Origin of the sequence: Lysinibacillus phoenicis (assembly GCF_047238325.1) — a bacterium.
Lineage (GTDB): Bacteria > Bacillota > Bacilli > Bacillales_A > Planococcaceae > Lysinibacillus > Lysinibacillus irui.
In genome coordinates this window covers 2505045-2529454 of the sequence record NZ_JBDFMP010000002.1, presented here as the reverse complement: position 1 = coordinate 2529454, position 24410 = coordinate 2505045, and the positions used below count along the sequence as shown (strand labels likewise).

At 35.4% G+C, this 24410-nt stretch carries 24 protein-coding genes; 13 read left to right on the top strand and 11 right to left on the bottom strand.

Annotated features, from left to right (window positions below; translation table 11 throughout):
* Window positions 1-266 precede the first annotated feature (266 nt).
* Window positions 267-1184, bottom strand: a complete 918-nt coding sequence (locus ABC382_RS14020; RefSeq protein WP_396631782.1) for a hypothetical protein — start codon at window positions 1182-1184, stop codon at window positions 267-269.
* A gap of 239 nt (window positions 1185-1423) precedes the next feature.
* On the opposite strand from ABC382_RS14020, the gene ABC382_RS14015 reads away from it, so the two are divergent.
* Window positions 1424-1771, top strand: coding sequence for a VOC family protein (locus tag ABC382_RS14015; protein ID WP_312507501.1), 348 nt, complete (start codon window positions 1424-1426; stop codon window positions 1769-1771).
* A 73-nt stretch (window positions 1772-1844) separates the two neighbouring features.
* Here the strand turns inward: ABC382_RS14015 and ABC382_RS14010 are convergent, their stop codons facing one another.
* The gene (locus ABC382_RS14010) at window positions 1845-2225 is read right to left on the bottom strand and encodes a hypothetical protein (protein WP_322605647.1); all 381 of its coding nucleotides are present in this window, start codon (window positions 2223-2225) and stop codon (window positions 1845-1847) included.
* A gap of 206 nt (window positions 2226-2431) precedes the next feature.
* On the opposite strand from ABC382_RS14010, the gene ABC382_RS14005 reads away from it, so the two are divergent.
* Window positions 2432-2953: a DUF2179 domain-containing protein gene (locus ABC382_RS14005; protein ID WP_274795304.1), complete on the top strand. Its 522-nt coding sequence runs from the start codon at window positions 2432-2434 to the stop codon at window positions 2951-2953.
* A 21-nt stretch (window positions 2954-2974) separates the two neighbouring features.
* Here the strand turns inward: ABC382_RS14005 and ABC382_RS14000 are convergent, their stop codons facing one another.
* A complete protein-coding gene (locus ABC382_RS14000) occupies window positions 2975-4285 on the bottom strand; it encodes a DUF2252 family protein (RefSeq protein WP_274795306.1) in 1311 nt (436 codons plus the stop codon).
* Between the two features lie 182 nt (window positions 4286-4467).
* Between ABC382_RS14000 and ABC382_RS13995 the strand changes: the two genes are divergently transcribed.
* On the top strand, window positions 4468-5037 hold the full coding sequence (locus tag ABC382_RS13995; protein ID WP_274795308.1) for a YitT family protein: 570 nt from the start codon (window positions 4468-4470) through the stop codon (window positions 5035-5037).
* Window positions 5038-5064: 27 nt separating this feature from the next.
* On the opposite strand, the gene ABC382_RS13990 is transcribed toward ABC382_RS13995, so the two are convergent.
* The 4 genes from ABC382_RS13990 to ABC382_RS13975 all read right to left on the bottom strand — a co-directional run bounded on the left by ABC382_RS13990 (window position 5065) and on the right by ABC382_RS13975 (window position 8980).
* Window positions 5065-5961 carry a DMT family transporter gene (locus tag ABC382_RS13990; RefSeq protein WP_274795309.1) on the bottom strand — a complete coding sequence of 299 codons (897 nt, stop codon included), beginning with the start codon at window positions 5959-5961 and terminating at the stop codon, window positions 5065-5067.
* Window positions 5962-6065: 104 nt separating this feature from the next.
* Entirely contained in the window at window positions 6066-7226 is a 1161-nt protein-coding gene (locus ABC382_RS13985; RefSeq protein WP_274795310.1) for a PucR family transcriptional regulator, read from the bottom strand.
* Between the two features lie 160 nt (window positions 7227-7386).
* Complete coding sequence (locus ABC382_RS13980) at window positions 7387-8805, bottom strand: amidase (protein ID WP_322612102.1); 1419 nt, start codon at window positions 8803-8805, stop codon at window positions 7387-7389.
* A complete protein-coding gene (locus ABC382_RS13975; protein WP_274795312.1) occupies window positions 8795-8980 on the bottom strand; it encodes a hypothetical protein in 186 nt (61 codons plus the stop codon). Before ABC382_RS13975 ends, ABC382_RS13980 begins: the two co-directional genes overlap by 11 nt.
* 294 nt (window positions 8981-9274) lie before the next feature.
* Between ABC382_RS13975 and ABC382_RS13970 the strand changes: the two genes are divergently transcribed.
* From ABC382_RS13970 to ABC382_RS13955, 4 genes are all read left to right on the top strand, one after another.
* The gene (locus ABC382_RS13970; protein ID WP_274795313.1) at window positions 9275-10156 is read left to right on the top strand and encodes an EAL domain-containing protein; all 882 of its coding nucleotides are present in this window, start codon (window positions 9275-9277) and stop codon (window positions 10154-10156) included.
* Entirely contained in the window at window positions 10134-11084 is a 951-nt protein-coding gene (locus ABC382_RS13965; RefSeq protein WP_274795314.1) for a GGDEF domain-containing protein, read from the top strand. The genes ABC382_RS13970 and ABC382_RS13965 overlap by 23 nt, the downstream gene beginning before the upstream one ends.
* A 113-nt stretch (window positions 11085-11197) precedes the next feature.
* Window positions 11198-11644 carry a hypothetical protein gene (locus ABC382_RS13960; RefSeq protein WP_274795315.1) on the top strand — a complete coding sequence of 149 codons (447 nt, stop codon included), beginning with the start codon at window positions 11198-11200 and terminating at the stop codon, window positions 11642-11644.
* A 329-nt stretch (window positions 11645-11973) separates the two neighbouring features.
* Entirely contained in the window at window positions 11974-13368 is a 1395-nt protein-coding gene (locus ABC382_RS13955; protein WP_274795316.1) for an L-cystine transporter, read from the top strand.
* 49 nt (window positions 13369-13417) lie between these two features.
* On the opposite strand, the gene ABC382_RS13950 is transcribed toward ABC382_RS13955, so the two are convergent.
* From ABC382_RS13950 to ABC382_RS13940, 3 genes are all read right to left on the bottom strand, one after another.
* Window positions 13418-13732: a hypothetical protein gene (locus ABC382_RS13950; protein ID WP_274795317.1), complete on the bottom strand. Its 315-nt coding sequence runs from the start codon at window positions 13730-13732 to the stop codon at window positions 13418-13420.
* Window positions 13733-13841: 109 nt separating this feature from the next.
* Window positions 13842-14381 (bottom strand): SLOG family protein, encoded by a 540-nt coding sequence (locus ABC382_RS13945; protein WP_396631783.1) that lies wholly within the window; start codon window positions 14379-14381, stop codon window positions 13842-13844.
* 216 nt (window positions 14382-14597) lie between these two features.
* Window positions 14598-15743, bottom strand: a complete 1146-nt coding sequence (locus tag ABC382_RS13940; protein ID WP_312507478.1) for a DUF418 domain-containing protein — start codon at window positions 15741-15743, stop codon at window positions 14598-14600.
* Window positions 15744-15846: 103 nt separating this feature from the next.
* Here ABC382_RS13940 and ABC382_RS13935 point away from each other — a divergent pair, with 103 nt between their 5' ends.
* Both ABC382_RS13935 and ABC382_RS13930 read left to right on the top strand, forming a co-directional pair.
* Window positions 15847-16548, top strand: coding sequence for a response regulator transcription factor (locus ABC382_RS13935; RefSeq protein WP_312507477.1), 702 nt, complete (start codon window positions 15847-15849; stop codon window positions 16546-16548).
* Entirely contained in the window at window positions 16545-18194 is a 1650-nt protein-coding gene (locus tag ABC382_RS13930) for a sensor histidine kinase (protein WP_274795322.1), read from the top strand. Before ABC382_RS13935 ends, ABC382_RS13930 begins: the two co-directional genes overlap by 4 nt.
* Window positions 18195-18296: 102 nt before the next feature.
* Here ABC382_RS13930 and ABC382_RS13925 read toward each other — a convergent pair whose 3' ends face one another.
* Window positions 18297-19208, bottom strand: coding sequence for a TetR/AcrR family transcriptional regulator (locus ABC382_RS13925; RefSeq protein WP_274795323.1), 912 nt, complete (start codon window positions 19206-19208; stop codon window positions 18297-18299).
* Between the two features lie 157 nt (window positions 19209-19365).
* On the opposite strand from ABC382_RS13925, the gene ABC382_RS13920 reads away from it, so the two are divergent.
* From ABC382_RS13920 to ABC382_RS13905, 4 genes are all read left to right on the top strand, one after another.
* Window positions 19366-20880 (top strand): DHA2 family efflux MFS transporter permease subunit, encoded by a 1515-nt coding sequence (locus tag ABC382_RS13920; RefSeq protein WP_412926939.1) that lies wholly within the window; start codon window positions 19366-19368, stop codon window positions 20878-20880.
* A gap of 162 nt (window positions 20881-21042) precedes the next feature.
* Window positions 21043-22062, top strand: coding sequence for a serine hydrolase domain-containing protein (locus ABC382_RS13915; RefSeq protein WP_274795325.1), 1020 nt, complete (start codon window positions 21043-21045; stop codon window positions 22060-22062).
* Entirely contained in the window at window positions 22059-23369 is a 1311-nt protein-coding gene (locus tag ABC382_RS13910; RefSeq protein ID WP_404809708.1) for an ABC transporter substrate-binding protein, read from the top strand. The genes ABC382_RS13915 and ABC382_RS13910 overlap by 4 nt, the downstream gene beginning before the upstream one ends.
* Before the next feature lie 88 nt (window positions 23370-23457).
* Window positions 23458-24402: a carbohydrate ABC transporter permease gene (locus ABC382_RS13905; protein ID WP_274795327.1), complete on the top strand. Its 945-nt coding sequence runs from the start codon at window positions 23458-23460 to the stop codon at window positions 24400-24402.
* The last annotated feature ends 8 nt before the right edge of the window (window positions 24403-24410 follow it).

Below are 24410 nucleotides of genomic sequence, written 5' to 3'. Positions count from 1 at the left end.
GATCCACAGTGGGTTTATTCAACTAAAATCAGGGGGGGTATTCTATTTTGTGGAATTGTCTCACATGTGCAAGAAATCTTATCTTCTAATAAAGTTAACTAGAAGTGGTTTATATAAAGTTTTTTGGTTATAGAGTTAAGAGTTCTTTTTAGAGGGTATTTAACAGGATTGGTTGAAACCCCGATACATGATGAATCGCAGAAGAACTTGATGAAATGGTAAAAGAGATTTTGAAAACATCTAAAAAATAATACGTGATGAAATACTTAGTTTATTTTATGATTATTTTTGTCACGTATAATAATTTTATATGGAATTTCCTCAATTGAAAGTTCTTCTCTTTTCAACTCTATTATCTTATCTACATACATAGTGATATGTTTTATTTTTTTATTCGATTTCCAAAACCCTTTAGGCTTTTCTAAGTCCGTTTTAATAATAATTTGTAAGGGGTCAGGGTGGAATGAATATGCAAATCCTCTATATTCTTTAAACTCCTTTTTTAATTCGTCTCTTATTGCACTAAATATAGGTTGCCATTCTTGGTCTTTAACTTTACTTTTGCTTTTTTCTTTTATGAAAACCTTTAAGTTCATATTTGTATTAGAATAAACTGAATTAGCGATAAGCTTTTCTGTTTCTTTCTTATTTATTAAGTCCTCTTTCGTAACCTCAATCATGATTCCCTTACTCGGATCAATGGATATTGAATAGTTAGCTTTATCATAACCATTCGTTTTTAATAAGTTTGAAGTTATTTTTAGTACTTCATTTAACGATTCATTTAGCTTAACATCTTCATTGCTTAATTCGTAACTATCCAATGTTACGTAGTCAACTTTGAAGTCTCTAAAACCCGTCTCGTTTGCAACATGTAAGATAATATTTTCAATAATAATCTTTTTCTTTTCTATAAAATCCTTATCTTTAGCTTGAATAGTAAATACACTGTCATCATGGGAAAAACCAATTCCGATTTGATCGAATCCTTTTTTATTAAATTCCTGAGAAATTTTCCTTAATATCTCGTTTATCTTCTCATTTTCCTTTTTAGTTTCTTCCATGCTTATAACTAAAGCATTTTCTAATTTTTCTTCAGAATTAGCAGACCTTGATTTATGATTTATCGCTACAACAATTGCAGTAATGATTATAGCTGTAAAAATAAAAATGAACTTTCTCAAATTAGTCACCTCCTAGATATTGTATGTACTTTAATACTCATTATGAACTTAATTGAAAACTTGCTGTCTTAAAAACACAAACCTCCTAGTAAGCTATCAAATATCAACATATATATTAATGAGTCGAAGACGATAGAATGAGCAACTACACCTTACAGAAACTGGTTAGTAAAGAAGGGATATGCCTTTAAAACTAGAATTTAAAGAATAACAAATAGGTTAGGAAGGAGAATATTATGATCTTAAAGGGCATTGGAGGAGTATTTTGGAGGACCAATAATTTAGAGGAAATTAAACAATGGTACAGTAAGGTTCTAAATTTGGAAATTGAAAATTGGAATGGTGCTATTATTTCACCACAGTCAGACAATCAAACGATCTTCTCTTTCTTTTCTGAAAGTGACAGCTATTTTCCAACAGAGCAACAAGTCATGTTGAATTTTCAAGTGGAAAATATAGAAGACAGTATTAAGCATTTAGAAAAAATGAAAATTCCTATTGTAATGGAAAAAATGACAAATGAATATGGAAAATTTATTTGGATTGAAGATCCAGAGGGAAGGAGAATAGAGCTTTGGGAGACTTAATTTAAAACTAACGATGTCACCACCTTTTACTTAGGTCAGGAGGTGACATTTTAGTATGTAAAAAAACTATTGTTCATTTTTTAAATGGTAGTCGCGGCTGTTCGTCTTGATAGCTAGAATAAGTCCAACCGCTATTCTCCATCTCTGAACATTGTTTATCTTTACAATAAAAAATATATGTCTGTTTATCTGTACGAACATTTACTTCAAAATAATAAGGGAATACGCCGCCTTTATTCTTATCGATACTTGTATCAATAGCGATAACTTTCTCTTGCGAAGCTATTTCTTTATATTTTTCACTTGCCACTGTTTTTTGAACCATTTCGCTTAATATAACACGTTCCTCAGCATTAGCTTCATACCATTGATCAAGCAAAAACCATTTTCCCAATATATATAAATTTGTGCTTAAGCTAATGATAAGAAAAATAATTATCATTTTCTTCTTCAATATTTTACATCCTCCTTCTTTAAATATTCTTGAATAATACCATATCACACATTAAGTGTAAAATTACACTTATACCTCATGAATTTTTATACAGTTGTTTAAAATGTTTAACATTGCTGCTTGAAGGGAATTTAAAATTAATAGAATGTAACTTTCTATTTCAACATACACTTATATATAATTACTCTCAGAAAGGTCTAGAATAAATGCAAAGTATCGTGTTAATTTTAATCCTTCAACTAGTTTATGTACCTTTTTTAACATTACGTACAATATTTTTAGTAAAGAATATTACTTTCCTTGCTGCGATATTTGGTATGTTGGAGATGTTAGTGTATGTATTTGGCCTTTCGCTCGTTTTTAGTGGAAAACAAAGTATGTTAGCTATGGGCGTTTATGCGGTTGGATTTGGATTAGGAATATTTTTAGGGGCCAAAATTGAACGTAAGCTAGCAATAGGCTATGTCTATACGACCATCAATACGCAAAATAAGAATGAGGAGCTTGTGAGATTTCTTCGTAATGAAGGGTTTGCGGTTACGATTTATATTGGGGAAGGGCGAGATAGTAATCGCTATAAATATGAAATATTAACGAAGAGGAATCGTGAGGGTGAACTCTTTCAAATAGTAGAACAGTTTGAGCCTAATGCATTTATTATCTCGTACGAACCAAAGTCATTTAAAGGTGGGTTTTTGCTTGCTCGTATGAAGGCCAAGCACAAATAAATGTGAATAGAGGGACCTCTGCTAATAGCCGAGGTCCTTTTTAAAATTGAATTTTGTTTCAACAAAGCTTTTAAATATGTCAAAGTCTGTGTAGACTATTTCCTTGTAGCTCATGGCTTGTAAAATTGTCTGCTCAATAAATATAGTACGATCTTTACCTATAGCCTTTAAAATCTCTTCCTCGCTGTGATAGGTAAAAACATGAGAATAATCGATATCAGCGCGAGCATGTATTTTGGCAGCTATTTTTCCCATAAGTGATGTTGTTGTAAAATAATCCTCTAAATCCTTATAGTTTTTAGGCTTAATCTTCTTTTTATAAGGAGAGCGTTCTCGAATATAAAATTCTTGGTTATTCATCGTGATATAGGCTAAATGAGGGTCCTCTAAATGATGCATAGCTTTTTGTGTACCCACAACACGTGCTCCTTGGTGCTCATAATGATCCCAAAATTGCTCTTGATAGGGGAGGAAATAGGCAGGAATCGCTGTACGTACTTCTTTCATTTCTAGCACTAAATCATTCTCTTCAGATGTAATTTTTTTATCTTCCACTAAAATATAGTAACGTTTTAGACCGATAGAAGCTGTGCCAGAGCCATGCTTATAAGCAATATCCTTAATTTTATAAGTTGGAAGTGCGTTTGCTATGGCACTGTATTCCTCTGAAGAGACTGGTTGAATTTCATCATTCCATAAAAAAGCTCGTTGGCCATCTTCACTCTTATATGAAATATCCTCTAAAAAAAGAGAGTGTGGACGTTTTTCAAGCTTTTTCAAAAGTTTTTTAGCAGGTCCTTTAGTATTATCCTTTGTAAACATCAGTGTTAGTGGATCATCTTTTTTGCGCTGAAACCGTTTTAGTTGATCGATATAGCTATTGAGAAAATATTGAATAGCCGTTTCTTGGGTTGCCTTATGTAAGCCTTGTTCTTCTAAATAGAGTGCAATACTGACGCTCATTCGAATAATATCGTATAAATAAGAGCCGACATAGCCCTCATCGAAATCATTGACATCAAAGACAATGGTGCCTGCTTCATTTTGAAAGGCCCCAAAGTTGTCCATATGCATATCACCTTGAATCCAAGTTGGCCTACTGTTAGGAGTATGGAAGATAGAGGTAGTCTTTGCCATATCAAAGTAAAATAGATAGGCACTTCCACGGAAAAAGCGGAATGGACTTTCTAGCATTTTGCGATATTTTTCTAGGCGCTGTGCCTCTGTTAATCTCATTCGCTGCACATCAAATTCCTCAAAGATTGTTTCTAATTGCCCTTTTCTTAAATGTATTCTAGTATGTTTAACCTGTTCTAATAAAGCATGCTCCATAAGGAACCCCCTTTTTTAAAAATCAAATTTTACTTGTATTTACGGGAAATAATAGAATAAGTTTCGAAGAAATTTAGCAAATATACTCGATAAAAATGATCATTCATCTAAGGTTATTTCATAACATGTTCGATTACCTATTTTCATACTATAAGACATGCGTAATTACGGAGGGGGGTTGTATGTATTTCTTTACAAAAAGTCTTGTCATTATAATAGGAAGTATTTCTTTGTCGTTAGGAATTAATTTATTTTTAACGCCTTATGAAATATTAGATGGAGGAGTAGTTGGATTAGCGCTAATTTTACATTATTTATATAAGCTAAAAATCGGTTTAATGATTATTGTCATTAGTATTCCCATTTTTATTATCGCTTGGTTTAAATATAGAGCCTATTTTTTCAATAGTATACATGGCTTAATAATGTCTTCCTTCATTATTGATTTATTAAAGCCTGTCCGTAATCTTGTTCAAATTGATGCGCTTTACAGTGCGATTCTTGGAGGCATTCTTGTAGGGTTTGGAATTGGTCTGATGTTGCGATTTCAGACAAGCACTGGAGGGACAGACTTAATCGCTCAATTTATCTGTGATAAAACAGGTATTAATGTGGGGATATTAATATTTTTTATCGATTCCATCGTTATTGTTATAGGCGGCTTCCTATTATCCACTTCAACCTTTCTATTATCCATTATTACCGTTTTAGTAGTAGGTATTACAACAAGCATCATTACTAGTCGAGCTTAAAAAAATAGTTCCAGTTTTAAACTGAAACTATTTTGGCGTTTGATTTTCTAGTGTTTTCATAAGCTTCTTTTTAGGATGTGCTGGTTTGACTTCGGCAATTAGTATAGCCAATAAAATGAGCACTGCGCCTACGACCATACGGCTTGTTAAAATTTCATGCAAGAAGATGACGGATAGTACCATACCGAAGAAAGATTCAGTCGATAGGATAATCGCAGCTTTAGTGGCCGTTGTGTATTGATTGGCCACATTTTGGAATAGATAAGCAATCGTCGTAGAAAAAATTCCTAGATAAATAAGAGAATAGATTGCTTCTTTTTCAAATGATGTTGGGATTTCGCCTTGGCTAATGACGACTAGAACACCTATAAGGGAGGCCGTGAGAAACTGAATAATAGTAAGAGCAATGGCATCTTCCTTTTGAACAAAAAGGTTTGTACAAAAAATGTCAAATGCAAAAGCAACGGCACAAGCTAAAGAAAGTGCATCACCCACATTCATTGTCAATGAGCCCTGTAATGATAAAAAGCCAATTCCAACGATTGCCATTATCGAACCAATGATTTCATAGCCATCAATGCGGCGCTTATAAACCGCATAGGCAATTAAAGGAACAATAATAACATTTACGGCAGTTAAAAAGGCATTTTTAGAAGGTGTTGTATACTGAAGTCCGACTGTTTGAAGGGCGAATGCTATATATAGAATGGTCCCTAATAAAGCTCCTTTCCAAATAACCGATTTTGAAGCTTTTTTTAATCGAGAGCCAAATAGAACGGTTAATATAATCGAAGCTAATAAAAATCTACCAGCCATTACTTGATAAGCTGTTAAATATTCTAAGGCAATGGCTGTAATAACAAATCCACTGCCCCACACGATTGCAGTAATCAATAGCATGCCATCTGCTATGTAAGTTTTCATATGTTTCTTCCTCCTGACTTCAATAGAATAGCATAAGAGTGAAGAAAAGGTTTTGATTTTATTTCTAAATATTCAGGCGTTTTTTTGTACTTATTCCAAAGTAATTATTCGACAGTCAATTTACTATGTAATAAGTACAATTTAACGGCTGCAGCTAGGTGTTCATAAAAAACATAATCATTATCTTCTAGTGCTACTAATTGACGTATTTTAGCCATACGATAGCGAATTGTATTGGGGTGACAGAACTGTGCCACTGCGACTTCCTTAATATTTCCTTTCTTAATGATATAGGTTTTGGCAGTTTCCATTAAATCTGAATCAGCCTTATCATCAAGTAATGGGGCTAAAAAGGAATTTACGTAGTCCATTGCAAATGTTCGATCTTTACGATACAACTCAATTAATAAGCGTTCAGATGCGAGATTGTTATAATGACAGCTAGGTAGTCTATCAATTTCAGCTAAAATACTGGCAAAGAAAGCTTCGCGTAAGGCGCTGGGTAATCCTGTTTCGGTATCGTAGCTACTACTATAGCCAAAGGTGATTGTATCAGTTGGTATGGCGTATAGAGCTAACCATTCATCTAAAACTTTTTCAAATTGAAACTGCTGAGATGCATGTGTCATGATAATGAAAAGGCTTTGTTTATAGGAACAAATTAGACCCGATTTTAATAATGGTTCTAATGAAAAAATAGATTGCATCGAGCTATGATGGAGTGGGTCACTTGTACGCAAATTTGCTGCAAATACATATTTTTCAAAGGGCTTATTAAGTTGCTGTAAAATGGATTTGATTTGCTCTTGCGTAACATCTTCTTCCATTAATCTTCGTAAAATAGTTTCTAAAAAGAATGAGTAATCCTGTGTCTTGGCATAGGCCATCGTTTCTAAAATAATTTTTTCAAAAAATTCATCTCCACCGAATCTAAGTATAGGGAAATTTTGCTCTTCAGCGTAAGTCAAAACTTCTTCAGGCAAGTCCTTGAAAATGACAGGCTTATAAGCTAAGGCACTCGCCCCTAGCTCAATCAAATTTTTGACAGCATTTAATAAATACTCTGGTTTTTGTTTTGCAAACAATAAACTACTTAAAACAACACTATGGGGCGTGAAAATCGTATCTCGAACATGGGGTATGTCCGGTGAAAATTCAAAGTCTAAAATTTCCACATTTTGAACAGCTTTATGCAAACCGTTGTGCCCAGCTACAACGGTGAAATCCTTAGTAATCGGTAATTGTAAAAAATTCTCTACATTCATGAGTACATCATTGCCTTTCCTATAGTAAGCTTCTAGCTTCTATTATAGAATTACTTGTTTATAAAAAACCATTAGTATTCACACTTGCTTGTATCCACCAAAAAAATCTGCTCATTCAGGGTATCCCGTGAAGTGAGCAGATTTTTTTCAAAACTATCTTTTAAATATTAATAAAAATATTCGGCTTTCTATTTCGTAATGGGTTAGTTTGTTCAACTGCATATCCTACATTTAATATACGTCCTTCTTTAAAGGCAGGCCCTATAATTTGTAAGCCAATTGGTAAGTTCCCTTTGAAGCCGCAAGGAACGGAAAGTGCAGGTAATCCTGTTAAGTTGCTAGGGCCAGTAAAGCGAATAATATTATCAATTAAATCCACTTTTTGACCATTCAACTCTGCGAAATCATCGCCAATCGTACTTGCCACAACTGGTAGGGTAGGGGTAATGAGTACATCTACCTCATTAAAAATTTCAGTAAACTCTTGCTTAATTTGACGTCGTACCTGTTGAGCTTGTAGGTAATCAACTGCAGAAGGTAATTCACCAAGCTCAAATAGTAGACGTATATCATCCCCAAAATCTTGTGGTCGCTTTTGTAAATCTGAATGGTGTATAGCTGCTGCCTCTGAAAGGGACGTAACAAGCTCCGCCCATTCTGCATATTGTAAAGAAGGAATTCGGACCACTTCTACTTTTGCACCTTGATCCACTAAGCTTTGAATGTTTGCTCGTACAGCTTTTTCCACTTCAGCATCCACATTTTTAAAGAAGTATTCTTCATTAATTCCAATCACTAAATCCTTAATATCTCCAGATAATTGCTGCACATAGTCGTCCGTTGGGACATCAATGCAAGTAGGGTCTCGATGGTCAAAGCCAGCAATGACTTCAAGCAAGCCTGCTGCATCCTTTACGGTCTTTGTCATTGGACCAATATGATCTAAGCTCCATGCTAAAGGATAACAGCCATATTTACTTACACGACCGTGTGTAGGTTTTAACCCAACTATGCCACAAGCAGAAGAAGGAATTCGAATGGAGCCTGCTGTATCCGTCCCTAGTGAAGCTACGCTTGCCCCAGCCGCAACAGCTGCTCCAGAGCCTCCGCTTGAACCACCAGGAATTTTATCTAAATCCCATGGGTTGCGAACAGGTCCGTAATGAGGGTTGTTATTGGTAATGCCCCATGCGTATTCATGCATGCTTAATTTTCCGGTGAATATAACGCCAGCGTCTCGAAGCTTTTCAACAACTGTTGCATCATAATGAGAAACGAAGTCCTTATGAATTTTTGAGGACATCGTTGTTATTTTATCTTTAAAATACAAGTTATCCTTTAAGGCCATAGGAATTCCATGATACATACCTTTATAGTGGCCTTGGAGAATCTCCTGTTCAATTTCTTTTGCCTTTGCTAATGCTTCTTCCCGATAAAATGCCATATAGGAATTAATTTTCGGCTGACTTTCCTCAGCAAAGTCTAAAATAGCTTTTGTTAATTCCACGGGGGAGAGCGTCTTCGATGCAAGTAAAGGTGCCAGCTCTTCAACGGATTTTAAATGTAAATCAGTTGTCAATATGATCACCTCCAGGAATATTACGTACAGCGATATCTGCATCATCAATCGCAATACCTTCTAAATTGCTACGAAGTGACTGCATACCTTCCCAGCGTGTTTTTAATAGTTCAAGGTGTTCAGATTTCGGTGTAATTCCTTTGTTCTCCAATAATTGTTGAATAGACAAGCTCATTAACAGGATCCTCCCTTGAATAATTTTTTATCTAAATAGGTTTCCCTATAAAGATCGATCAGGTAAAAGCACAAAAAAATATAATAGGTAATATAAACCTATTATTACAATCATACACTAATAATGGTTTATATCAATAAATCATTTGTAATATATTGAATATTATGAAAAATGTATTATGAGAAAATATCTCAAAGTATAGTACGGGGGCTTACACTTTTTACATACCATTCACAGTCTGTTTACAATAAAAGGGTACAATGAACCATAATAACCAATTGAAGAGGTGCAAGAATGGAGTCTACAATGGGACAAAGTATAAAAACAAGGAGTATATTTTCCTTTTTAAAATATTTATATGGGCAACATCAAAGAAATTCATTATATATGAAACGTTTAAAAGCGTTGAAACATATTATTCAGCATAATGATTTACATACATATTTCCAACCTATTGTAGATTTACAGTCAAAGCAAACGATGGGATTTGAAGCATTAAATCGCCCAGTTCCATCAGTATTATTTAATAGTGTGGATCAGTTCTATGAGTTTGTTGGGCAAACAGATTGTGTTTTTTTATTTGAGTGTTTTTGTAGGAATCTTTCCTTACAGCGTTTCAAGGAGCGTATGCATAAAGATGTGAAGGATACGAACTTCTTAGTATTTCTTAATATACATCCGAATGTGTTAGTAGATAAAAAATATCACAGTGGAGAAACGCTACAATTACTTAAGGAGCTGGGCATTAAACCTCAGCAGGTAGTATTTGAATTAACAGAGCGCAGTGCTGTAATAGATTTTGAGGAATTCGAACGGGTGTTGTCACATTATCGATCACAAGGTTATCGCATTGCAGTAGACGATGTAGGCTCAGGTTATAATAGCTTGAAAACTCTTATTTATTTAAAGCCAGAATTTATTAAACTTGATCGTTCGTTAATTCAATTTATCGATCAAAATAGCGAGCAGCAACAGCTCGTTACCTTATTGATGAAATATGCTGAACAGGTGAAAACAAAAATTATCGCTGAGGGGATTGAACGACAAGAAGAGCTTGATTATCTGCATCGTATAGGCATTCATTATGCACAAGGTTATGCGATAGGAAAGCCATCAAAGGAAATACATTTGGGAAAAATAAGGGTGGGTGACCATGAAGATAGGGGAAGTCATTGAAAAGGTTCCGTGTATTGATGAATTTGTGAAAAATAACGAAGTAGATGTACTTTTTATGAGTAATCCTTCATTGCGAAGCATTGTAGTAGTTCGTGATGAAAAACCAATTGGACATATTACACGTACACATTTCTATCAAAAAATTGGTACTCGCTATGGCTATCATTTATTTATGGGACGCCAAAATCAACTTATCATGAAAGAAAACCCTTTAATTGTAGATCGTAATACACCAATTACTGAAGTGAGTACACTAGCTATGTCTAGACCTCCTGAAGATTTATATGATGATGTCGTTGTCACAAAAAATAACTTATATGATGGTTTAGTTAGTATTCGAGAGTTACTATTAAAGCTTGTTGATACACAAGTAGCCATTGCAAGCTTCTTAAATCCTTTAAGTAGTCTTCCCGGGAATAAATTAATTGATGAAAAGCTAGAGGAAGCATTACAGCTATCACAATATAGCTTAATCTATTTTGATTTAGATCATTTTAAATCCTATAATGACACATATGGTTTTAATAAAGGTGATAAAATTTTAATGTATTTAACAGATATACTAAAAAGACATATCTGTGGGATGGAAGATTTTTTAGGGCATATAGGTGGCGACGATTTTGTTGCCATTCTACCTCATTATGAAGTAGAAAAGATTTGTCAAAAGATTATAGATGACTTTGATGCCAATATTGTAAGTTTTTATGAGCTTGAGGATTTAGTATGTGTTCAAGTGGCCAATAGAGCAGGTGAACTAGAACCTTTAACATGTACGACCTTATCTATCGCCGTTATTACAAACGAATATCAGTATTTTAATTCCGTTGAACAATTGTCCAATGCGGTCACACATATCAAAAAGCAGTGTAAAAAAATCGCAGGAAGCTGTTACCTCATTAATAAACAACAAACCTACTTCGTCCATTAACTTAGTGCATTTCGCAAGGTTTATTGCTGGAGCTTTACTATGAATTTTTAAAAGCTTATATGTAAAATATATGAATTTTTGAATAAAGTTTCTATATAAAAGGAGGTTTTTAGATGGACTTAAGAAGACTGCATATTTGGCAGCCTATTACTTGCTTGGAGAGGGCTCAAGTCGTTAATGCTACATTAAATTATACAGATTTAGGGTTATCCTTAACATTAATAGATCGAAACAATACGGAAGTTGATATTATTTATGATAAGATTTCCCCAATTCAAGATTACGTTTGGTCATTCCGCTACACTGGAGAAATCCCTCGATCTAATTTAGTGCCCTTAGTCGATGAAGCATTGCAACAAGAAAATGCTATAAATTTTTCAGCAGAATGGTTTTATAAAATGAGCCATTCAGATTATATAGCATGGTTTGACCAACTTCCCTGGATTGGGAGCAAAGAAATTCCGCACGTTGAACATCATATTTATTGTTTTAATGATGGTGTTTTTGACATAATTAGCGACTATGAACCGAGATTTGTCATTAGAAATGAAGCGATATAAGTAAACCTATAATGCTGCCTCTAGACTGTTAGTTTTTATAACAATCTAGGGGCAGTTTATCATTTGTCACCAAATGTAGTACCAATGACTAAACTATCTATACAATCGCCTGCACATATGCTGATGATCTTGGTTTGTTAAATGTCTTTTATAATAAAGCGTCAGGGGCAAAAAGGGTGATTGTGATTCATTTTTTGAGGGTATAATCATAGGCAAAGAACCATTTCCTTTAGGAATTTATTAATCTTAATAAAACATACTTGAATTATAGGGATTATGGGTATATAATTCGATTACATTAATAATAAAACATCTTAGGAGGCATTCCATTGTCGAATTTACAAATCATTCTTAACGTAGCAGTGTTGCTTGTGTTCGTTGGAATTTTATTTATTATGAATAAAAAACACGTCAAATTTTCAAATCGTGTTTTTGCAGGCTTAGGTTTAGGGATTGTACTTGGCCTTGGACTTCATTTTATCTATGGTATAGATTCTGAAGTACTAGCCAAAACAACTTCTTGGTACAATATTATAGGTACTGGGTATGTTAAACTGCTACAAATGGTTGCAATGCCTTTAGTATTCATCTCCATTTTAATTGCCTTTACAAAAATGAAAATTGGCAAAAACTTTGGGAAAATGGCAGCTCTTATTTTAGCCATTTTAATTGGTACAACAGCCGTTTCGGCAGCAGTAGGTATTCTTTCTGCAACGGTATTTGATTTAGATGCAACACATATTTTACAAGGTGAAGCAGAAACAGCTCGAGGACAATATCTTGAGGAAAAAACAACTGGCTTAGCAGCACCGGATTTACCAACTCAAATTGTTGAGCTATTCCCAGCAAATCCCTTCCTTGATTTAACTGGAGCTCGTTCAACTTCAACAATTGCTGTAGTAATTTTCTCAGCATTCCTTGGTTTTGCTTACTTACGTGTGGCACGTAAAGATGAAGGGACAGCAGCTACAATTAAAAAAGGCTTAGATGCTATTTATGCACTAGTAATGGGTGTTGTAACAATCATTTTACGTTTAACACCATATGGAATTTTAGCTATTATGGCTCGTACGGTTGCAACATCAGATTTCGGTGCCATTTATAATTTAGGTAAGTTTGTGATTGCTTCTTATGCGGCGCTAATAATTGTTTTCTTAGTACATTTATTAATCCTAACATTAAGTGGATTAAACCCAGTTACGTACGTGAAAAAATCAGCGGAAACATTGTTATTTGCCTTTACATCACGTTCAAGTGCTGGTACTTTACCAATGAACATTAAAACGCAAACAGGCCGTCTTGGGGTATCTGAAGGTATCGCAAACTTCTCAGGTTCATTTGGTTTATCAATCGGCCAAAATGGCTGTGCTGGAGTATACCCTGCTATGTTAGCGATTATGATCGCACCTACAGTAGGTATTAATCCTCTTGATCCTGTGTTCATTATTACAGTCATCGCAGTAGTAGCCGTTAGCTCCTTTGGTGTAGCAGGTGTTGGTGGTGGTGCAACATTTGCAGCGATCCTTGTACTTTCAGCTCTTGACTTACCAGTTGCACTTGCAGGTGTATTAATCTCTGTTGAGCCTTTAATCGATATGGGACGTACAGCTTTAAATGTAAGTGGTTCAATGACTGCTGGTGTTACAACAGCACGTATTACAAAAGAGCTTGATACAGAAATGTATAATAATAAAGAATTAGGTGCGCAAGTAGCAGACCTATAACATAAAAAAAAAGCCCCTTTAAAAGAAAAATTTTAAAGGGGCTTATGTTTTATATTATTTTTACATAAAAATCTTTACCATTAATTATCTCAGCTATCTCAATATTATAATGTTGTTTATAGTATTCATAAATATTGTAGGCTAAACCGGAGTGTCCATTTAAATAGGTTCCCTTTTTAATCTCTTTACGCGGATTATGGAAATCGAAATATAAGCGTGAATCATTGCTCATCGTATTTAAAATAGCTGAAAATTCCTGTTCCTCAATATGAATTCCACGTGTATACCGACATTCTCTACGATACGTATCGTGAGTGACATTAACAGGAGAAGCTTCAAGAACCATTTCAATATGTTTATTCAAATGATACAGCTCCTTTCAATTTATTGGTAGCATTCATGAAAATAGTAGGCTACAAAAAGGAATAACTAATTATAGTATATAATTGTCAGAAAATTATAGCAATATTTTTCTACCAGTCTTGCTGTTGTATTTCTTCAGCTATCACCTGTAAATCATAGGCGTTTATTGTTAAAAGAGAATAGTCATGAGATTCCATATATTTTTCTGCAAGACGTTTAATGTACTTTGGAGAACCTTCATTTTCTTCATCGTAAATTAATAAAAGACCGTCAGTATTTTGAATAATAAATTTATCCTTCTCAATAAATTGCCAAGGTGCTTCGTACGGTTTTTTGGTCACGCTTGTAACAAAATCGGCTTGGGCAATTAATGCTTGATACTTTTCCTTTTTAGGGTCTTGCCAATTCTTCTCCTGCTCTAAAAAGGGCGTTATAACGGCATATTTTAAATTTGGATATTCCTTTTTTAGCATTAAAACAACTTCAGCACTCCAAGATTCGACGCCCTGCTGTCCACTAATAATAACCCATTCCAGTCCTTCATCCAGTAGTGTACGTAAACGAGCTTCTAGAGCCTTTTTTATAATGACAATGCCAGGGTGTTTATCATTAAAAATACCAAGTTCATGTGGCTTATAGCCAGTAATCATCATACGCTGTAACAACAAAATGCCCCCTAAGCTGTATAGTTGTAGTACTTACTAGTATACAGTAGGGGGCAAATGAAAATGAAATCTAATGTGTAATTTATTTGAATGCAAATAGTGTTAAAATTACTGCTACAGTCGCACAAATACCCAAAAACCACCATGAGTCTGTAAAGTCTTCTTTAGAGTCACTATTCATAAAAATAATTCCTTTCTATTTTAGTCTTGTTTTACCTGCCCAGACCAAGACCAATTTGTCCATATCCGTAAAATTGTTTCAAATGGACCACGTTTAAATTTCTTTAAATAGGCTAGGCTGAAAACACATTGCAAGCTATACACAACGATTCCAAATAGGATACCGCCAAAAACGCCTAGTTTGCCGTATAATCCAAGGCCATAGCCATAAAAAACAGTTGTACAAATAATGGTTTGTAGTAAATAATTGGTTAATGACAGTTTGCCTACGCTCTCGAATGCAGGAGCAAGCAGTTGAACAGGGCGTGTTTTATAAATCAATGCTGCAAGGCAGACATAGCCAATCGCTAATAATTGCGAGCCACCCATTAATAAAATGGAAGAAAAAGCATTTTCTATAAAACTAACACTTTTACATACAAGTCCAATAGGAACGAGGAGAGCACCTAGTTTATACCATTTCATTTCCTTATCCATCTCCACAAAGGCTTGCTTCTTAGCAAGTGCCATGCCGAAAAGGAATAGTGGTGCGTAGAACATTGGTGTAAAAATTAATAAAATAAAGATGAACGCCGGATCTTCCATTCCTGGTGGTTCTACATTTGCACGGAAATCAAAAATCTCTAAATAGTTTCCATTAGCGTAGATAGCATCTGCTTGTTCAATGTAAGTATCTAGCTCCTTTTGTTCCTTTTTAGATACTTCCATAGAGCCGTATGTTAACGCTGTTGTTAGTACTAAAAGGATACCAGCCCATATTAATAGAGTTTTTGGCTTACGATTAATAAAAGGAATCAAGAATAAAGTCATACAGCCATAAGAAAACAGAATATCGCCTTCCCATAAGAAGATGGAATGAAGTAAGCCAAGAGAAATTAAGCCTGTTGCACGGCGTAAAATAGACCAGCGGCTTTTATTCTTTTTTCTGCGGATGGATTCAATTAATTTAATAAGCGAGAAGCCAAATAAAATGGTGAAAATGGGCATAAACGAGCCTTCAATTACAATTTTCACAAAATATAAAGCTCCGTTATCTAAGGTAGAAAGATTTTTTAATTCATCTTTGCCATACATCCCAAACTGGAAAATCAGCAAATTTGCCATTAAGATGCCAAATAAACTAAATCCACGCATTGTATCAATGAAGGTAACACGATTAGTTGTCATTGCGTTTTATCTCCTTAATTGGTTATCTTATACATATAATAGTTGAGGAAGCTTATGGTGAAATAATGACTACCTTAAAGTAATCTTAAAAGTAGGTGGAAAAATGCAGGAAGCATCAATTTTAGTGTTAGAGGACGAACGTGCAATTGCCGAAATGATTGAAATTATTTTAAGAAAAGAAGGAATTGCCAATATAACATTATGCAACACGATAGAAGAGGCAAAAAACGAGATTAATACTAAACCATTTGATTTCTATCTATTAGATATCATGCTACCAGATGGTAGTGGGTTGGATATCGCACATATCATTCGAGAGAAAAGTGATGCCCCTATTTTTTATTTAACAGCAAAAAGCAGTGACGCCGATAAGCTCCGAGGTTTTATGAATGGTGCAGATGATTATATTACAAAACCATTTAACCCATTAGAACTTGTGGCAAGAGTGAAGGTACAGCTAGTACGTTATATGAAGAAAAAGAATGTTCAAGAAAATCACATTTTTACTTGTAGCCGTTTTACATTCGATATTGACGCAGCAGAGATTCAGGTAGATGGCGTAAAGGAAATGATTAGTGGCCGCTTATTTCATTTATTAAAATATTTATGTGATAATGCAGGGCAAGTGTTATCAAAGGAACAAATATACGAGAGTGTGTGGGGAGATTGCTTGTTTGATGATAATACAGTAATGGTACATATACGCAAACTACGTGAAAAAATCGAAAAAAATCCTGGAAAGCCAACATGCATTATAACGGTCCGAGGCATTGGTTATAAACTTGTTGGGGATGTTTCTTCATGAAGCCTGCTGGAAAATTAACACTCCGTTTTGTTTCATATTTCATCATATTTTATCTCTTAATTATTTCAGGCTTTATTATGAGCTTGGTATTTTTCGCCATCTTTATTAATGATCGTGTTGGTGACAATATTCATGTTATGAGCTCCTTTGAAATTGAAGATGATGCTGTTGTTGAAAAAGGACAAACGGTTAAAATAGCGGATTACTTAGTGAAGCGAGCAGAGGAAAACGTAGGACAGCTATACTTATTTGATCAATCCATGACCATTGTTGATTACACAGGAGATAGTTGTGAATTATGTGGAAAGTCCGATAGCGAAATATTAGCATTGAAGCAACCGGGTATGCATACATGGGAACTCCCAAATTACTACTTATTATTTATTCCGACTTCGCCTGTTCAACCTTTGTTTGAAGAGGCCTTCGAAAATTGGGTTTCAACAGGGGACATTTCTGCCGTAACCTTGCAACGTTTAAAAGAAAATAAGGCGAGTGTTGAAATCTATGACGAACAATGGAATCGGACGGATGTCATAGGAAAGCGTTATGATAAGCTGAAGAAGCCGCAATTACTCGAGGAAAAATATGATATTTTCGAGCATGAGGAGCTTACACAAAGCGTAGCCCTAGCTGATGATGCCACTTTTGTTGTGCGAATGCCTAACCCATCCTATAAGCCATTTGAAGAGCCCTTTAATAAGGCGATGGTATTGTTTGTTTCTATATTCTTCGGTGGGCATATTATTTTGATACTCGGCGTGATCTTTTTATCCATTAGTATTTCACGGCAATTTGTGCGACCACTCGTTTATGTTATTTCGCGTATTGAGCGACTGACTCAATTTGATTACAGAGAAATAAGTGATAAAAAAATTCATCATAACAAAACGGGGAAGCTCAAGCGGAAATTTAAACTGTTCCAGCCTGTAGAGGAATCACTCAATCATTTATCTGAACGACTTAATTCAAATGAAAGACAGATCAAGCACGCAGAGCAATTACGTGAAGAGTGGATAACGGGCTTATCACATGATTTAAAGACGCCGTTAAGTTCAATTTATGGCTATTCCACAATGCTGGCATCGGAAGATTATGAGTGGACCAAGGATGAGATGCGTATTTTTGCACAAACGATGCAAGAAAAGGCGACCTATATGGATGCGCTCATTCAAGATTTAACCTATACGTATCAATTAAAAAATAAGGCCATACAGCTGGATGAAGTATTACTGCCGTTAGCAGCATGGTTACCACAGTTTGCAGATGAGCAGGTAAGTGTGAAAGTTTATGGGGATGTATTGCTGCAAGCAGATGAGCTTTTACTCAAGCGAATTATGGATAATTTAATTACCAATGCGAAAAAGTATACGCCCGAAGGCACAAAAGTAATTGTAGAGGCACAACATACTGGTAAAGAAGTGATGCTAACCATTGCTGATCGAGGTCCTGGCATTCCTCAGGAGGAGCTTGATAATTTATTCGAGCGTTATTATCGTGGTACTAATACGACTGACGATATAACGGGAACAGGACTAGGACTAGCCATTACAAAACAGCTCATTGATTTGCATAATGGCACCATTAGTGTTCGTTCTGGCCAAGGTGGAACTATTTTCGTTCTGAAATTTCAATGCCACGAAGGCTGATTTTCATGCAATCCAAAGACATAAAAACCATGAAGTTGAATCTTAGAGTATATTTCATCATAGTAAAGAGGTATCAAGAATTTTTGATACCTCTTTTTGTATTTATTTATTTTTCGTACAGCGCTCAGCTGGTTGTTCAATTTTTACATAGCGCCACAAGTTATTGGCGATGTCGCGGGCTTCTGCGATATGTTCTGTGCCGACAAAAGCCTTACGGAAAGGTGTAAGAAGTGATTCAATAATAAAAAGTTTTGGCTTTTCGCTCTGTAGTTCCTCTAATAAGAATTGAGCATATTCTAAACCTTCCATTGTTTCGTTTTTCGATAATCCCTTCGTAAACCCCCGTAATTGTTCAATAACCATTTCCTTTGTAACCGTTTTATAGTTCACCACATTTTGAATGGTATTGATCATTTCAACACTTACGATGATTTCTTTCGATTCAAGCATAGTGGGTATAATTACGCTTATATTGCGCAATGCTACACGTACAATGGCTTCTCGATTGATATATTTATAATCGGCAATAAAGACGGCACGCAGTGTAAGGTTAATCATTCCAAGCGTTTGTACAGCACACTCATAGCTAATAGGGCTAATCTCTTCGCCAAAGACTTGTACTAGCCGATTGGCAAGCCATTCCAATTCTTGTAAATGGTAGTTGATAATGATTTTTTTTAGTTCTTTATCTCTTGATTGGAAAATGGATTCAAAAATTTGTATTAAATTATGTTCCCGATTGACATACATGAGTACAGCAACTTGCTGTGTCAATACTTCTAAATCTGTTGGATCCTTACCATATATAAGTTCATGGCGGCGATTACTTGCTTCCTCTCGTCCTTCGTCTAAAATGGCGATTAAGCATTCGTTCTTTGAAGTAAAGTGATTATAAAATGTACCTTTCGAAATCTTGGCCGCATTGATGATGTCGTTAATCGATGTATCTAGAAAACCTTTTTCAATAAAAAGTTCACGGGCTGCTGTAATAATCTGTCTTTTTCTTTTGTTCATGACCTCACCTTTTTTATAGTATTATACTCTTATTCTACACTTAAAAAGCCCATATATCAACGTTTGTAAAAAATATAAACTTATTTGTTGAAAAAAGTAGACTACGAGTATAAAATAAGTTTTATCGTAAAACACAAGAAAGAATTGAGGGATATAAATGAATAGTGAGCAAACAATGAAGAAGCCCCCTTATGGCATGATAGCTATTCTATTTGTGGGTGCTTTTGTTGCTTTTCTAAACAACACATTGCTGAATGTGGCATTACCAACAATCATGAAAGATTTTGGAATAACATATTCAAAGGTACAATGGCTAGCAACAGGTTATATGCTAGTAAGCGGTATTTTAGTTCCTGCTTCAGCATTTTTTGTGACACGCTTTAAAAATAGACATCTATTTATAGTAGCGATGTCCGTCTTTACAATAGGTACAATTATGGCAGGCTTCGCACCAAACTTTGGTGTGCTTCTAGCAGGTCGTATGGTGCAGGCAGCCGGTGCATCAAGTATGTCACCACTTTTAATGAACGTTATGTTAACAAGCTTCCCGAAAGAAAAACGTGGGGCTGCGATGGGTATATTTGGTCTAGTTATGATTATGGCGCCAGCAATCGGTCCTACATTATCAGGGTACATTGTTGAGCATCATGATTGGCGTATGCTTTTCCAAATGATTATTCCTTTTGCTTTAATTAGTTTATTATTTGGTGTTTGGAAATTAAGAAACGTGATGGAGACACGTGAAGTTCACTTAGATTTCCTTTCAGTACTTTTATCAACAGTTGCCTTCGGTGGTATTTTATACGGCTTTAGTACAGCAGGGGATAAAGGCTGGTCAAGTCCATGGGTATATGGCACAATTACAGTTGGTTTCATCGCATTAATTATTTTCGTTGTTAAACAGCTGAAAATGGATGAACCATTGTTAGAATTACGTATTTATAAATATCCAATGTATGCATTAGGGTCTGTCATCTCCGTCATTGTCTCTATGGCGATGTTCTCAGGGATGATTTTAACACCAGCTTATGTGCAATCTATTCGTGGTATTGAACCATTTGAAGCAGGCTTGATGATGCTTCCAGGGGCACTTGTAATGGGGATTATGTCACCAATCACAGGTAAGCTTTTCGATAAATTTGGTCCACGAGTGCTGGCTATTACTGGTTTAGTCATTACGACGATTGCAACATTTGGTTTAACAAAATTAGAAATTGATTCAAGTTACACATATATCGTATCGATGTATACAATTCGTATGTTCGGTATGTCAATGGTTATGATGCCAATTATGACAAACGGGTTAAATCAACTACCACAAATTATGAATCCTCATGGTACAGCTATTAACAATACATTACAGCAAGTATCAGGAGCAATCGGTAGTGCGATCCTAGTTACATTTATGAATAATCGTACAAAAGTAAAAGCTGAAGAATTAGTTGCAGAAGCAAAAGCTAATGCTGCACAATCAGGTGCGGCACCAACACCAGAGCAAATGCAACAAATGCAAGATCAAATTATGCAAAATGCGCTATTAGATGGAATCACGCACTCCTTCTTAATTGCAGCAGGCATAACAGTAATTGCGGTAATTCTTGCGTTCTTCTTAAAGCGTGTAAAAGTTGAAAGCGCAGCATCTTCAATGGATTTAAAAAAATCAACTAAATAATTCATAGAATTCCCATTAAGTAATCATTTACTTGGTGGGGATTTTTTATTGCTCAATTTTAAAAAAAAATTTTAGGATTTTTGTTATTTTTCATCATTTAATTTTATATGATGATAATAAAATTTACTGAAAATTTAGATATTTACACAATGAGGTGTTTGCTTGATAGATGCATATATCAATGAATTAGTGCAAGAAAAGAAAATTCCAGGTGCCGTATTAATCGTTCAAAAGAAGCAAAGAAGGATGTTAACAAGCAGTTATGGAGCTTATACAGGTGAAGATGATAGAGAGCTAGCCATTGAAACCGATACGTTGTTTGATTTGGCTTCCCTAACAAAGATTGTTGCAACTTTACCAGCAATATTATTGTTGATGAGCCAAAATCAATTAATGTTAAATAGGCCAATTCAATTTTTCCTACCAGAGTTTAAATTCTCTACTATTACAATCCAACACTTGCTACAGCATTGCTCCGGTCTGCCGGCAGACTTAACCCCGGTAGTGGAAAGACATCATAAGCGCGACATCATGAAGGAGATATTTGCAAGTGAAGTTGTATGTCAGCCAAATGAACAAGTGTTATACAGCGATTTAGGAATGATTTTATTAGGAAAGGTAATTGAAAAAGTAACTGGAAAGTCTCTAAAAGGTTTTGTAGAGCAAGAAATTTTTATACCATGGGGCATGCATCGAACTTGTTTTCAACTACCGAAGCATAATAGAGGACTTGCAGCAGCAACAGAAAGAGTATCCGGTAAATTTGTACAGGGGATTGTACACGATGAAAAAGCGCTGTTACTAGATGGAATTGCTGGTAGTGCAGGTTTATTTTCTTGTGCAGAGGATTTAGCAAAGTATGCGGAAATTTGGGTAGGAACCAGGCAACAAAATGTAATACCGTATCAATGGCTCAAGCTGGCCTATACAGAAGTGTTTAGAAATAGAGGATTAGGATTTGAAGTATGGATGGGGGAAGATTCAACATTTTGTTTTGGCAGGAGGTGGAGCAAGGGCTCATTTGGTCATACAGGATTTACAGGCACAAGTATTTGGATGGACCCTGTTCACCAGGGATTTGCTATTTTTCTAACGAATGCGGTGCATTATGGGAGGAAAACAAACATGAGAAGCATTCGGGAGAGGCTTCATACGATGATTTATGAAAAATTACTGATATGAAGGGTGGAACGGACATGAGACAAAAGAGTAAATGGTTATTACCGTTTCTTTTATTATTCGTTGTAGCTTTAGTAGGCTGTAACTCTGATGAGGAATCAACGAGCTCCACAACACCTAACAAGGAGGAGGAACCGAAAACAGAAGAAGTTTCGCTAACTATAGGGAGTTGGCGGACAGAGGATGTTGCTAAATATGAAAAAGTCATTGCTTTATTTAATGAACAACATCCTGATATACACATTTCATTTAACCCAACTAAAAATACAGAATATAACACAGTCCTCAATACAGCTTTACAGGCTGGTGAAGGGCCGGATATTTTTCACTTACGGCCATATGCAGCTGGATTAAAGCTTGCTGAAGCAGGTTATGTTGAGAAAATTAATGATTTAAATGGATTAAGTGCATTCCCTGAAGAAGCATTAATGGCTTCTCGTGATGAACAAGGGAATCAATATGGTGTACCGATTAATTTAAGCTCAACTCAATTTTTCTATAATAAAAAGATCTTTGAAGATAACAATCTTGTAGTTCCATCTACATGGGAAGAATTCATAGCATTAAATGATCAATTATTAGAAAAGGGTATTACACCAATAGCAATGGGTACAAAGGAAGGTTGGTTATTGTCGTTGCTACACGGTATTATAGGTCCAGCAATTTATGAAGGAAATGACTTCTATCAAGCTGTACTTGCGGGAGAAAAAGATTTTACGGATGCGAAATTTATCGAATCGCTTCAAGTAATGAATGACTTGAAAAAGTATTTCCCAGCCAATTCTGAAGGATTAGGAATGGATGATATTCGGACATTGTTTGCTTTAGAAGATGCAGCAATGTTTCCGCTAGGTAGTTGGGAAATTCCTGTTGTGTTAGAAATGAATCCAGATTTAGAGTTAGGCTATTTCCCAATTCCTTCAAAAGAGGGCAATAAAACAGTAACAACTTGGGTAGACGGCTCATTTGCAATTAATGCAAATTCAAAAAATAAAGAAGCAGCGAAGCTATTCCTAGAGTTTTTAACATCGAAGGAATTTGGTGAGTTATTTGTGAAGGAATTTTCTATGATTAGTGCTATTCCGGGCATTACCTCTGATGATGCATTACTAAATGACATTAGTAATTCGACTACAAATGAAGCAACACCATATATGTGGGTAACTAATTTCACGGGTGGGGACCCAACAACGAAGAGCTTACTGGAAAGTGAGCTTCAAGGTATGTATTTAGGCCAAGTAACGCCAGAAGAGGTAGCTACAAAGGTGCAGGAAAACGCTAAAACTTGGTTTGCACCATTTCAAAAATAATTCAACCATGAAGCAAGACCCTGAAGCGCCAACTAAGGAGTGTAGGGGTCTTCTTGGCACAATATTATTAAAAGGGCGGCTGTTCATTATGAGAGAATCTACAGCTTCACCGTTAAGAAAAAGGAAATCTTGGGCGAGATGGACTATCCATCTATTCCCTATTCCTGCGTTAATACTGTATGGAATGTTTGTACTTTATCCGATTTTAGCAGCATTATCCTATAGTTTTTTTGAGTGGAAAGGGATGGCTCGCGGAAATTTTATCGGATTCAAAAATTTTGTGACGCTTTTTACGACAGAACCATATGGCTCCCTGTTTTGGAACGCCTTCAAACATAATGTCCTATATTTTATCCTACAAATGATTGTCATGAATGGATTAGCATTTTTTCTTGCGTTTATTATTTATCAAAAAATTAAGGGAGCTGAGTTTTTTAAGGCAGCTTTCTTTTTACCCAGATTATTATCGGTTATTGTAGTAGGTTTCCTATGGAAGCTCATTCTGAATCCTAATTTCGGTACGTTAAATGTGATTTTAGAGAAACTCGGTTTGGAAACCCTACAAAAAGCATGGCTTGGTGATCCTAAAACAGCTTTAATTGCCATTATTTTAGTTAATTGTTGGTTTGGATTAGGTTTTGGCGTTTTAATTTTTCTTGCAGGTTTTCAGGGGATACCAAGTGAGTTAGTTGAAGCAGCAAAGTTAGACGGCGCCAAAGGATTTACCTTATTACGCACCATTTATTTACCTTTAATGGTGCCATCGATTATGATCATGGGCATTTTAACATTTATTCAATCCTTTGAGGCATTTGAACTTGTTTATGCAATGCAAGGCTCCATGGGAGAGCCGTATTACTCAACAGATACATTAGCTGTATTTTTCTATCGCTTGGCATTTGGTAGCTCTACAGCTTCTGGGGCGACAGCTATAGGTCTAGGGTCCGCTTTAGCGACCGTATTATTCCTCTTTATATTAATTTGTACCACACTATTTTTACGTTTTGCTAATAAAAAGGATGTTCAAATGTAGGGGGGGAG

Excerpts from the sequence above, each read along its gene's own strand:
- ABC382_RS13960 (WP_274795315.1), top strand. The coding sequence starts at position 11,198 with ATGGACTTAAGAAGACTGCATATTTGGCAGCCTATTACTTGCTTGGAG.
- ABC382_RS13970 (WP_274795313.1), top strand. The coding sequence starts at position 9,275 with ATGGAGTCTACAATGGGACAAAGTATAAAAACAAGGAGTATATTTTCC.
- ABC382_RS13985 (WP_274795310.1), bottom strand. The coding sequence starts at position 7,226 with ATGAATGTAGAGAATTTTTTACAATTACCGATTACTAAGGATTTCACC.
- ABC382_RS13935 (WP_312507477.1), top strand. The coding sequence starts at position 15,847 with ATGCAGGAAGCATCAATTTTAGTGTTAGAGGACGAACGTGCAATTGCC.
- ABC382_RS13940 (WP_312507478.1), bottom strand. The coding sequence starts at position 15,743 with ATGACAACTAATCGTGTTACCTTCATTGATACAATGCGTGGATTTAGT.
- ABC382_RS13995 (WP_274795308.1), top strand. The coding sequence starts at position 4,468 with ATGTATTTCTTTACAAAAAGTCTTGTCATTATAATAGGAAGTATTTCT.
- ABC382_RS14000 (WP_274795306.1), bottom strand. The coding sequence starts at position 4,285 with ATGGAGCATGCTTTATTAGAACAGGTTAAACATACTAGAATACATTTA.
- ABC382_RS13910 (WP_404809708.1), top strand. The coding sequence starts at position 22,059 with ATGAAGGGTGGAACGGACATGAGACAAAAGAGTAAATGGTTATTACCG.
- ABC382_RS13930 (WP_274795322.1), top strand. The coding sequence starts at position 16,545 with ATGAAGCCTGCTGGAAAATTAACACTCCGTTTTGTTTCATATTTCATC.
- ABC382_RS13965 (WP_274795314.1), top strand. The coding sequence starts at position 10,134 with ATGAAGATAGGGGAAGTCATTGAAAAGGTTCCGTGTATTGATGAATTT.
- ABC382_RS13990 (WP_274795309.1), bottom strand. The coding sequence starts at position 5,961 with ATGAAAACTTACATAGCAGATGGCATGCTATTGATTACTGCAATCGTG.
- ABC382_RS13920 (WP_412926939.1), top strand. The coding sequence starts at position 19,366 with ATGAATAGTGAGCAAACAATGAAGAAGCCCCCTTATGGCATGATAGCT.
- ABC382_RS14005 (WP_274795304.1), top strand. The coding sequence starts at position 2,432 with ATGCAAAGTATCGTGTTAATTTTAATCCTTCAACTAGTTTATGTACCT.
- ABC382_RS13975 (WP_274795312.1), bottom strand. The coding sequence starts at position 8,980 with ATGAGCTTGTCTATTCAACAATTATTGGAGAACAAAGGAATTACACCG.
- ABC382_RS13945 (WP_396631783.1), bottom strand. The coding sequence starts at position 14,381 with ATGATTACTGGCTATAAGCCACATGAACTTGGTATTTTTAATGATAAA.
- ABC382_RS13925 (WP_274795323.1), bottom strand. The coding sequence starts at position 19,208 with ATGAACAAAAGAAAAAGACAGATTATTACAGCAGCCCGTGAACTTTTT.
- ABC382_RS13905 (WP_274795327.1), top strand. The coding sequence starts at position 23,458 with ATGAGAGAATCTACAGCTTCACCGTTAAGAAAAAGGAAATCTTGGGCG.